Source organism: Desulfosarcina sp. (assembly GCF_033791525.1).
GTDB lineage: Bacteria > Desulfobacterota > Desulfobacteria > Desulfobacterales > Desulfosarcinaceae > Desulfosarcina.
The window spans coordinates 1-10,384 of record NZ_JASJGN010000210.1; the positions used below are offsets into that span (position 1 = coordinate 1).

Consider the following 10,384-nt stretch of genomic DNA (forward strand, 5'->3'; position numbering starts at 1 on the left):
CCAGCAGGTCCAGGACGGCATTGTCGGCGCAGTCGGGTCGGGTGCCGATGGCCAGACCGATGACATCCTTGACCGAAAGGGCTTCATCATACCGTCGGGCCAGTGTTTCAATCGGGGCATAGGTATTCGTGTAAGACTGGAAGTAGGCCATAAACTTCCGGGCTTTAAACCGGCGCGCCACGGGGATTTTGCTTTGTTCGAGTTGTTCCCGTATTGACAGCCCCCTGGCAAATGCCCCGGTACCGGATCCCTGCGCATTGCAATAAATACAGCCCGTCGTGGACAGGGTCCCGTCACGGTTGGGACAGGTCATGCCCGCATCCACGGTGAGTTTGTGAACGCGATGACCGAATCGCTTGCGGAAGTAGGTATTGAGGTCGAGATAGCGTTTTGTCATTGTTTTCAAACCTGATGAACTCCTAAGAAGTCATGTTTTCGACGGTTTTGTAAAACGTTCGAGATCAAGGCTTGCGAATCCCGAGGAATGAGTCGTACTTATTGTACGCCGCAGTGACGAGGGATGACGCATAACGCAGATATCGGACGTTTTACGAAACCGTCATGCTTCTCGGCTGTTCATATAGCGGTTGAAACGCCGCACGTGGCTTTGCATGAGTGAGCGTACGGCCGTGGCCTGCTGTTTTTCCAGCGCTGTGACAATGTCGCTCAGATCCTGATAGTTTTCCTGCATGAACGGCTGGTCTTTGAGGGGATGGGCCTCATAGTACTGCTGGATGTTGTCGTGCACCATGCGCAGGACAAATTCGTATACCCGGTTGCCGGCGGCTTTGGCAATGGCCACGTGGATGCGATTGTCCACCTGGCAGAATCGTTGCCATGCCCCGATGCCGTCACCCACATGTTTTTTGGCCTGTTTCAGCAGTGATTTGAGCTGGCGGATATCCGCCGGGGTGGCTCGCTGGGCTGCGATAGCTGCCACGCTGCCCTCGACCCCTTCCCGGAATTCGGAGAGCTCTGCCAGGGTGATTACGCGGTGGCGAATAAGAAGGCCCAGACTTTCCGCGACAGGTGCCATGCCAGGCTGCTTGACCACCGCCCCGCCGCGCACTCCGCGTTTGATTTCCAGAAGCCCCTTTTGCTCCAGGACACGCAAGGCCTCGCGAAGGGGCCCGCGGCTGGTTTGGAACATATCGACAAGGTCCCGTTGGGCCGGCAGCCGGTCGCCGGTCTTCAGGCGACCATCGAGAATGGCGCCTTCGATCTGAGCGACCAGGTCTTCGAAAATTCGTTGCTGGGTTGTTTTTTTAAACATGGCCCGCCTGAAGTGGATCGTGCTTCAGTAAAAAGGAAAATCAGCTCATATGGGAAGATAATGCTAATGGGTAACCCATTTAATTTGTGACTGGTCAAATGTCAATCAAAATTTGGCTGCGTGGTCGTATTTATGAACACGACCACGTAGTGACCATCAGGTGAACCAGTGAATGGAACCGTGGACGATTTTGTAAATCTCGAACTTGATCATTAACAGCCAGATCGGGCAATTCCGGCGGCCTGCTTGGGCGGAAGGCGCTTGTGTGGATAGCTTATCAAGTCTACTTCCTCGGAGATATGAGTTCCAACAGTTCCTGGGACGTGTCCCGCAGGTGCAGGCTTAGCAATCGGGCGATTGATCGCAGGATTTTAACACCGATTCTCGGGTGTTCATCACAGATCTGATCAAAGCGTCTGCGTGGCAGGGTCAGCAGGGTGACATCGGTGCGTGATTTGACCGTGGCGGTGCGGGAAAAGTTGCCGATGACGGCCATTTCCCCTATCGAACCGCCCGGGGCTTTAACGGCGATTTTCTTTTCAACCTTACCGGCATACAATTTCAATACGTCCAGTGTGCCGTCAACCACGAAGCACACCTCATCGCCCGGGTCGCCTTCACTAAAGACGAGATCGCCGGCTTCAAACCGCGACACGTGCATGTGGTCGCTGATCGTGTTCAGTTCAGCGGGATCCAAGTCAGCAAAAATTGGGATGCTGGACAGGCAGTTGATGATGGCTTCTTTCAGCACGTTTTTCTGACTCGTTGTATCCAATTGTGGATCATCCTCGCGTAAAAAATGTCTGTTTTCAATTTCCATCAAAATAATTGATGAAATGGTTATCCCAAGACACCGCAAGATGTCAAATGCCAATGCATGCTTTGATGTAACATGAAAAACCACCCCTCACCCTGTCCCTCTCCCCAAAGGGGCGAGGGGACGAAGGCAGGGTTGGTTTACTGAATGCCAGCCGGGTGGTGAACTCTGGCCCACTGGATCGGGATTCTTTACTTTAAAAGTGGTGTTTGATATATCAGGCATCCGTATATTGGAAACGCAGCGCCTTTTTCCTAAAGATGGATGTCAACAAACTGAAAAGGAGTGTTGAATGGACGATTCATTGTCGCAGGTTCTGGACTACGGCGTGGAGGAGATGGTCGTGGGCGACAGGGATCACCTGTGGCATCACATCAAGCCCCACCAATGTTTTCAAAACCAGGAGCAGATGATCATCGTGGCGGGCAAGGGGTTGACGGTGACGGACATCCACGGACGTGAATACTTGGATGCGACCTCCGGCGGTGTGTGGTGCGTCAATGTGGGCTACGGTCGCGACAGCATTGCCGATGCCGTGGCCGCCCAGATGAAGAAGATGGCTTACTTCGCAGGCAGCGTCGGCACGATCCCTTCCATCAAACTTTCCAGTAAATTGATGAAACTGCTGCCGACGATGGGCAAGGTCTATTTCTCCAACAGCGGGTCCGAGGCCAACGAAAAAAGCTACAAGATCATCCGCCAAGCCACTACCATCGATCCGGCTCGCCAAGGCAAATACAAAATTTTGTACCGGGACCGGGACTACCACGGCACCACCATTGCGGTGCTGGCTTCATCGGGGCAGGCCGAACGCAAGAAGGACTTTGGCCCCTTTCCGGAGGGTTTCGTCCAGATTCCCCACTGTCTGTGCTACCGCTGTCCTTTCGACAAAAGCTACCCGAACTGCGACATCCAGTGCGCCAGAGCAGTGGAGGAGATCATCCTGAAAGAGGGTCCGGAGAGCGTGGGCGGTTTGATCGTGGAGCCGATCACCGCCGGCGGTGGGATTATCATCCCGGTGGATGAGTATTTCCCCATTATCCAGGGGATATGCAGAAAATACGGTGTGTATCTGGTCATCGACGAGGTGGTGGCCGGGTTCGGGCGAACCGGCAAGTTTTTCGGGTATCAGCACTTTGATGTGGACCCGGACATGATCACCCTGGCCAAGGGCATGGCCAGCGCCTATGAACCGATTTCCGCCACGGTGGTCAAGCAGCACGTTTACGATCTATTTCTCAACGATCCGGCCGACCCGGACAAACGAATGGATTTTTTTCGGGACATCTCCACCTACGGCGGCTGCGCCGGCGTCATGGCGGCGTCGCTGGAGAACATCCGCATCATGGAATCCGAAGGTCTGGTTGAAAACAGCCGGGTGATGGGCGATTACCTGCTCGACAGACTCGGGGAACTGCTGGACCACCCCGCCGTCGGCGACGTTCGCGGCAAAGGCCTGTTCTGCGGCGTGGAACTGGTGACCCACAAACAGGGCAAACAGCCGCCCAGCGAGGCACAGATCGGTGCGGTAGTCGATGCCGTCAAGGCAGAGGGGGTGCTGCTCGGGCGAACCAACAGCAGCCTGCCCGGACTCAACACCACACTCTATTACGCCCCGGCTCTGGTGATCACTAGAGATGAGGCAGATCGGATGGTCAACGCCACCCAAAAAGGCATCGAAAAGGTCTTCGGATGAGGAAAGCGATTGCTTCCACCCACAGATAATAAAACGTTATCCCCTATAAACAAAGGCTCTATGATTTCCCCCGGCGCCGTTTTATTCGCGAATGGGGACGGCAAAACTGCCGGGAGCACGACGAAATTGTTGAACTGATCCACAGCGGAGATGGAAAAGCGGCTGCCGACCTGCTGCTGAATCGGCACTGGTCATTTTCCTATTATGAGGGTTTTATCCGTCAGTTTTATGAACCCTGAGACCCATCGCCGTGCCTTCCAATGGAGCAGGTGTTACTTTATGGGATCGGTAAAGGGCATTCACTGCAGGCGATACGTTCTGCTTCTTGCGATATTGCTGGTTGGTGCTATCGTGGCCTGCGAGTGGCCAATTGGAAAGGCGCCTGCTCCCGTTCATCTCAGGGCCCGTCCATGGCCGGCGGCCGATCGCCTCTTTCAGCAGGACCCACGGTGGTTGGGGTCTGATGATGCCCACAGCGTGGATCTGGGTAAGGGCAGGGTGCTCTGGCTTTTTGGCGACACCCTCGTCCGTGCGGGCAACGGCAACGACCGAACCCGGGCCGACCTGATCCGCAACAGCATCGGCATTCAGACCGGAAGCGATCCCGCTGCGGCATCCATGGCGTTTTTCTGGAGGCAGACGACTGAGCGAATGCCGCAATCCTTTTTCCCCGAATCTGAAAAAACATGGTTTTGGCCCGGCGACGGCATTCGTATCGGCAATCATTTGCTGGTCTTTCTGACGACCATTGCGCCTTTTGAAAATGATCTGGGATTTGCCATTACCGGCTGGCATGCCCTATTGGTCGACAATCCCGATGCCCCCCCCGAACGATGGCGGTTCGCTGACGTGAGGAAAAATCCAGGCATTTTTCCTATCGCTTTGGGTACCGGCGGCGTGTTGCGCAGAAATGGGCACCTTTATGCATATGGAACGAATCAAGGCGGCAATCAGGCCTATCTGGCCAGGTGGGCGGAGGAACAGGCAGGGGCAGGGGACCTGGGTGAACCGGAATGGTGGTGTGGTGCGGGGCTGGAGTGGAAGAAAGAATCACAGATGGACAGTGGACCGGCAGTCCTGTTCACCGATGCCCAAGCCGAGTTCGGCGTTCATTTCGAACCCCGGATCAACCAGTTTGTCCAGATTCAAACCATCGGTTTCGGCGCCGCCGGCCTGGGATGGCGGATCGCCCCCCGACCCGAAGGGCCATGGGGACAGTTGACTGGTTTTTATTCTCCGGAAGAAATGTCGATTCCCGGCGTTTTGATTTATGCCGCCAAATCACACCCGTTTCTGACCGGGGGGGATCTGGTGATTACCTACGCCACCAATCATGTCGATCCAAAACGCTTGAATGACTATCCTGCACTTTACTACCCGCGAGTGCTTCAAGGTTCATTCGAACCTGCTGGTGTTATAGACTGAAAACCTACATCTGTACCGTGGTTTTTCAGTCGCTTGGCAGCTTTTCCAGTCGGGTCGGTTTGCCGGCCTTTCGGCGAACGTCATGCCACTGCTGACGGGTAATTGCAGCCAGATCTCCCGGCAGACTGTCTATGATTTCAAAATAATCCAGATTGTATTTGTTTTTAACAACCTCCTCCCTCGGCTTGCAGCGCACCACGTAAACGGTCTGAACGGACTGATGATCAAAACTGCGCCAAACCTGTTGATCTTTCAGCAGCTGATAGCGGTGACCTTCCAGGGCCTTGATCACTTTTTTCGATTCAAACGAGCCGGCCCGTTCAACGGCTGATTTGTATTCGTGCATGATGGCGTAGGCGGAAGCGGCGGAGGTGCTGGGATAGCGCTGATGTTTCTTTTGGAAATCTTCGACAAATTTGATGCCCTTCGTATAATTGTATTTATACGGGATCTGCCAGCACCAGGGCAGCGTTCCCACAACACCCTCCATGGCTCTGGGTCCGCCGCGTTCAGCCATGCCGATGGTCAGATTGGGCACCAAAATCTGCATCCGGTCCTTCATGCCCATTTTATGGGCCGACCGAATCGCGTTGGCCATTTCCTGGCCGAAAAGGACCAATACCAATACGTCCGGCCGCTCCTTTTCGGCTTTTTTCAGCGCACTGCTGAAATCCGTGGAGGGAAATGGCGTCAACACACCCTTGTGGACTGATTTGTCTTCGGTACCGCTGAATTTTCTCAAGGATGCTTCCGTTGTCCAGCCCCAGGTATAATCTGCAGTGATATAGAAGTATTTTTGACCGGAAAAATTTTTTTTAAGATATGACGACATGGCCCTGGCCGCCATCCACGAATCGTAGCACTCCCTGAACGTATGGCGCCTGCCTTCGCTGCCGGTAACCGTTGTGGAATAGGTGAGTGTGCCGAAAAAGAGGGTCTCTTTCTCCTGGCACACCTTGGATACGGCCACGGCAACCGCACTGGAAGAGCCGCCGAAAACCATTTTCACGCCTTCATTGTCGATGGCTTGGGCGGCATTCCTGGCAGCGAGCGCTGCACTGGATTTGGTGTCATAGGTAACCAGTTCGATCTGCTTGTTTAAAATGCCACCAGCGGCGTTGATTTCATTTTTAGCGAGGTAGGCGGCTTTCCACTGATCCTTGCCCTCCTTTCTGTAAGGGCCGGTTTCGGGATAGTTCAACGCAATCTTGATTGTGTCCTGGCTGGCGAAGGCCATCGATGCTGAGAGGAGCAGGAAAAGCCCAATGAAAATGCGGGTGAATACAGATCGGCCGTGTAGCATTTTTTCTCTCCTTTATAACCGGTTCAATCGGTTTATCCCTTTTTTTCGGGCGTTGCCGCTCGACGGTTCGGCTAAATGAGCCCCATCAGATTGTCTATACTGATATGAATCGGGCTTTTCCTTTAATTCTTGAGCAAATAATAGGCCATCGAAATCAAGTGAACACAATACACAAAATGAACACAATTCAAAAATTTGGATCATCTCCCGATTAGTTTGTGTTAAACTGGAGCAATAAACGGGTTACGGCTTATCTATTTGGTGTGACTCAGAGGATTCAAGGGTTCAAGGATCCAAGGATTCAAGTTAAATGCCAAAAATAACAGCTTGTTAAGACCTAACGAAGATTTTTGGAACACTGTTGACGCATCATCTCGATAAGTTGTCATTATCTAAAAAAGGATCGGTATCATCTGTGAGTACAGATAAGAAAAAAGGATGCATGTGGTATGAATAAGATAGTTGGAAAACATACACTTGACCCCTCGAATCCTCGAACCCTTCTTCTCCAACTAATTTGGAGAAGAACCAAAAATTTTGAAGTTTGAAACGCAATAGCGTGCGAATTTCCCGTCATTTGGGGCGGGGTTAGCGAGCGAACGGGGAATCGATTGTATCATTGCGGTGCTGCGCGATCCTGCCGTTACAGGCAGAACATTCCCCGTGGCTTGTTGGAGCGAAGCAGAGATCCCGCTCATCGGGGCCGCGGGGAATGTTCAATTTATTTCGGAAATCTTCAGGAGGGCAGGTGATAGGCCATAAGTGCTTTTTTGAGCGTTTGCGGGACCGGCACCGACTGGCGTTGCCGATAGTCGTAGCAGACCTGGACGGAGGATCCTTTCGCGAAAAACCGGTTTTGATCTGTTGCGTCGATCAGGGCATAGGCGAGCCCGAAGCTTTTCGTGCCGATAGCGGTGACCCACATGGTCAGCAACAGCCGGTCTTCGAGGCGAACGGGCAGGATATAGTCGCATTCCAGGTGGGCGACCATGAAATTGAACCCGCCGGGAACGGATTGCCGGAATGCATCGTAGAAGAGGGCTTTTCGGCCCTCTTCGAAGTAGGTGAAGATCACGGCGTTGTTCACGTGACCCATGGCATCGATATCGTTGAAACGGACGCTAATTGTGGATTGAAATGGCTGTTTGCGGCTCAACGGTCAGCTCCTTATGGTGTGGCGGGTTCTAAGATGACGGATCGCCGTCTTTCATGGATACCAGGTCTCCGGTGTTGCCATCGATGCAAAAGATTTTCCGGCTGCGGATATATTTTTTGGAACCGATGGCCTCCATGACATTTTCTGAAAGGGCTTTGCGTGAAAACCCCACGGTAACCTGCCAGTGGCAAGCATCGTCGGCCATTTCCACCTCCTCCAGCAGGATGTCTTCAAACTTACGGGTGTCATACAGATCCTTGAGAAGATCCATGGCCGTTTGAACCGCTTCTTTAACCGTGAGCACTTAGCCGCTCCTTCCTATGGTGTCCCGACTGCCGGTTGAAAGGTGGTGCCGGAAATGGCATGATCACCCTGATTGTTGCCAGATCCTGTGGATCAAGTCAATGCGGAGATTGTATGTGCAGTGAACCATCATCAAGCCCCAAGGGAGCTTCGCTGACAGCAGATGTCGTCGTCGTCGGAGCAGGACCCTCCGGGTGCAGCGCGTCGTGGGACCTGGCTGTCAAAGGCTTCCGGGTGCTTCTATTGGATCGGACCGAATTTCCGCGAAAGAAACCCTGTGCCGGCGGGCTGACGGTCAAGGCGGTCCGAGCCCTTGGCTACTCGATCGCCCCGGTGGTCCAAAAAAGTGTTTGCAACCTGTCGGTAAGCTGCCGGATGCGCCATCCAAAACTGCTCACCAGCATCGATCCCATCTGCCACATGGTCGAACGGGCGGCGTTCGATCTTTTCTGCCTGAAGAAAACAGTGGCTGCCGGTGCCCGCTTTGCGGTTGTGAAACGGATCGATGAGATTGTGGAAAGCGATCGAAGCGTGTCGCTGGTTACGGAGAGCGGTACGATCCGCGCCCGGTTTTTGATCGGTGCCGACGGTGCCCACAGCCGGGTCCGTCGACTGACAGGGCGATTTACCAGGTTCAGCCCCGGATTTGCCGTTGAGGGAATCGTGGACCGTGTGCCTCGCAGCGATCTGAACATGGGGTTTGATTTCAGCCAGATCGCCGGCGGGTATGGGTGGGTATTTCCTAAAGAGGGGCACATCAACGTGGGACTGTATACCTTTAGACCGGATGTCAGGATCACCCGTCAGGACCTGGTTGACTATGCGGCCCGAAGGATCGGCAGACCGGTGCCGACGCGCATCACCGGTTTTCCGCTGGGCATGGGGGGATGGCGGTATCGACCCGGTCGCGGGCGGGTGCTGCTGGTGGGTGACGCCGCCGGACTGGTGGATCCGCTTCTCGGCGAAGGACTGTACCATGCCATGGTCAGCGGGCAGGAGGCCGCAGCCGCCATTGCAGATGCCATGGATACCGGCGGCGATGCCTGCAGGACATACGCAAAGGGGTTGATGCCGATTCAACGCGATCTTATTTTTGCTCAGGCTGCCTCGGCTGCTTTCTACCGGCTGCCTGGGACGGGGCATCTGCTGCTGGTCTCGCCGCCCGCCAGAATCCCGCTGATGACAGGGTTTTCCCAGGGATTGCCCCTGCTGGATATTTTTCGTTATGGTTACCGATTCTGGTTTGGGTTGCCGGTGCCCGCCAGCCGAAATCAGTTTTTTTTTGACAGTGGCAGACGAATGGCTAATAATAAAGACTGACGAATCAGGACAGGCGCAATCGTTCTTAACTAGTGTCCATCCATAAACGGTTATTTTGCCCGATATCTGCGTTATACGAAAAATTTTATCCTCGGAATATCAACTATATGCACCCCAAGGGCATTTCTTTAAGGGCACCTGCGGTAAAATTTTTCGCAGGCCTTGATCTCGAACCAAATTCCTCGTTTCTGGACGCACACTAACTAATTTTTCCGCGACCCTGATTCCCATCCTTTCAGATCGCCTGCGGGGGAGGTGACGCATGGAAAAAAACGCAACAACCGTTGAGGTTGCGGACAACGGCGGCAGGCGAGAGGATAAGGATAGGCGGTTTCTGGTTTCGATACCATGCAGCCTGGAGCGGCGAACCAACTGGGATCGGCGCAGTGGATACGATCGGCGGCTTGGGCGAATTTCCGACGGATTCGTAAAAAGTCCGAGATCAAGGCTTGCGAATCCTGAGGAATGAGGCGTACTGACGGTACGCCGCAGTGATGAGGGATGAAGCGTAACGCAGATATCGGGCTATTTACGAATCCGTCAACCTTGATCGAGCTTGGCCTTGACGCTATCTACTTTGTCGGCCATGTGTTGATCCCGGTCCGTGCGGGTCCCGAATTTGAGCGTGGTGGTGATTCGCGGTGCCCCAATGCGATGGATTTCTTCGTGGCAGCGCCGGATGGCGTTAAACACCGCATCCCAATCCCCCTCGATGTTGGTGCCATAGGCGTGAAGCTTAATGTCCAGGCCGGCTTCCGAGAGAATTCGCTGGCAGGCGGCAATGTATGGCGAGACCGATACGCCCACGCCGATGGGCACGATGCACAAGTCTGCGATGACGTTCATGTCAACTCCTCCAATCAACCAATAAAACGAATTCAACCAATTCAACCAGCCACCATCCGTCCTCAGTCTTCCGTCCTCAGAACTCCGTCCTCAGGCAACAGCCGACAGGTCGCCTGGCGGCAGAATCCCGCAATTTCATTACCGTTGCTCTGATGGTCCCGTCGCAGGTGAAAATTAAGCCAGGACGAGGTGTTATTGAGTTCCCACATGCGCGGGGGGACGCACCCGTCACACAGTTCCTTGAT

General features: G+C 54.0%; 10 protein-coding genes and 1 pseudogene. 3 read left to right on the forward strand and 8 right to left on the reverse strand.

What is annotated here, in order from left to right; all coding sequences use genetic code 11:
* From QNK41_RS10225 to QNK41_RS10235, 3 genes and pseudogenes are all read right to left on the reverse strand, one after another.
* Nucleotides 1–397: pseudogene (locus QNK41_RS10225) on the reverse strand (TIGR01212 family radical SAM protein); the annotation flags it as partial.
* 162 nt (nucleotides 398–559) lie between these two features.
* The gene (locus QNK41_RS10230; protein ID WP_319256377.1) at nucleotides 560–1,273 is read right to left on the reverse strand and encodes a FadR/GntR family transcriptional regulator; all 714 of its coding nucleotides are present in this window, start codon (nucleotides 1,271–1,273) and stop codon (nucleotides 560–562) included.
* A 283-nt stretch (nucleotides 1,274–1,556) separates the two neighbouring features.
* Nucleotides 1,557–2,048: a cyclic nucleotide-binding domain-containing protein gene (locus QNK41_RS10235; protein WP_319256379.1), complete on the reverse strand. Its 492-nt coding sequence runs from the start codon at nucleotides 2,046–2,048 to the stop codon at nucleotides 1,557–1,559.
* A 334-nt stretch (nucleotides 2,049–2,382) separates the two neighbouring features.
* Between QNK41_RS10235 and QNK41_RS10240 the strand changes: the two genes are divergently transcribed.
* Together QNK41_RS10240 and QNK41_RS10245 are read left to right on the forward strand one after the other, a co-directional pair.
* Nucleotides 2,383–3,786, forward strand: a complete 1,404-nt coding sequence (locus QNK41_RS10240; protein WP_319256381.1) for an aspartate aminotransferase family protein — start codon at nucleotides 2,383–2,385, stop codon at nucleotides 3,784–3,786.
* A 279-nt stretch (nucleotides 3,787–4,065) separates the two neighbouring features.
* Nucleotides 4,066–5,211, forward strand: a complete 1,146-nt coding sequence (locus tag QNK41_RS10245) for a DUF4185 domain-containing protein (protein ID WP_319256383.1) — start codon at nucleotides 4,066–4,068, stop codon at nucleotides 5,209–5,211.
* Nucleotides 5,212–5,236: 25 nt separating this feature from the next.
* Here QNK41_RS10245 and QNK41_RS10250 read toward each other — a convergent pair whose 3' ends face one another.
* From QNK41_RS10250 to QNK41_RS10260, 3 genes are all read right to left on the reverse strand, one after another.
* The gene (locus QNK41_RS10250) at nucleotides 5,237–6,514 is read right to left on the reverse strand and encodes a substrate-binding protein (RefSeq protein WP_319256385.1); all 1,278 of its coding nucleotides are present in this window, start codon (nucleotides 6,512–6,514) and stop codon (nucleotides 5,237–5,239) included.
* Nucleotides 6,515–7,250: 736 nt separating this feature from the next.
* Nucleotides 7,251–7,670: a thioesterase family protein gene (locus QNK41_RS10255; RefSeq protein WP_319256388.1), complete on the reverse strand. Its 420-nt coding sequence runs from the start codon at nucleotides 7,668–7,670 to the stop codon at nucleotides 7,251–7,253.
* Nucleotides 7,671–7,698: 28 nt separating this feature from the next.
* Nucleotides 7,699–7,974, reverse strand: a complete 276-nt coding sequence (locus QNK41_RS10260) for a hypothetical protein (RefSeq protein WP_319256390.1) — start codon at nucleotides 7,972–7,974, stop codon at nucleotides 7,699–7,701.
* 113 nt (nucleotides 7,975–8,087) lie between these two features.
* Between QNK41_RS10260 and QNK41_RS10265 the strand changes: the two genes are divergently transcribed.
* A complete protein-coding gene (locus tag QNK41_RS10265; protein WP_319256393.1) occupies nucleotides 8,088–9,293 on the forward strand; it encodes a geranylgeranyl reductase family protein in 1,206 nt (401 codons plus the stop codon).
* A 540-nt stretch (nucleotides 9,294–9,833) separates the two neighbouring features.
* Here QNK41_RS10265 and QNK41_RS10270 read toward each other — a convergent pair.
* Together QNK41_RS10270 and QNK41_RS10275 are read right to left on the reverse strand one after the other, a co-directional pair.
* Nucleotides 9,834–10,139 carry an MTH1187 family thiamine-binding protein gene (locus tag QNK41_RS10270; RefSeq protein ID WP_319256395.1) on the reverse strand — a complete coding sequence of 102 codons (306 nt, stop codon included), beginning with the start codon at nucleotides 10,137–10,139 and terminating at the stop codon, nucleotides 9,834–9,836.
* Between the two features lie 62 nt (nucleotides 10,140–10,201).
* Nucleotides 10,202–10,384: hypothetical protein (locus tag QNK41_RS10275; RefSeq protein WP_319256397.1), on the reverse strand; the 183-nt coding region annotated here is incomplete at its 5' end.

Bases quoted from the DNA above. Each gene is read 5' to 3' on its own strand.
- QNK41_RS10230 (WP_319256377.1), bottom strand. From the start codon at position 1,273: ATGTTTAAAAAAACAACCCAGCAACGAATTTTCGAAGACCTGGTCGCT.
- QNK41_RS10240 (WP_319256381.1), top strand. From the start codon at position 2,383: ATGGACGATTCATTGTCGCAGGTTCTGGACTACGGCGTGGAGGAGATG.
- QNK41_RS10245 (WP_319256383.1), top strand. From the start codon at position 4,066: ATGGGATCGGTAAAGGGCATTCACTGCAGGCGATACGTTCTGCTTCTT.
- QNK41_RS10250 (WP_319256385.1), bottom strand. From the start codon at position 6,514: ATGCTACACGGCCGATCTGTATTCACCCGCATTTTCATTGGGCTTTTC.
- QNK41_RS10265 (WP_319256393.1), top strand. From the start codon at position 8,088: ATGTGCAGTGAACCATCATCAAGCCCCAAGGGAGCTTCGCTGACAGCA.
- QNK41_RS10270 (WP_319256395.1), bottom strand. From the start codon at position 10,139: ATGAACGTCATCGCAGACTTGTGCATCGTGCCCATCGGCGTGGGCGTA.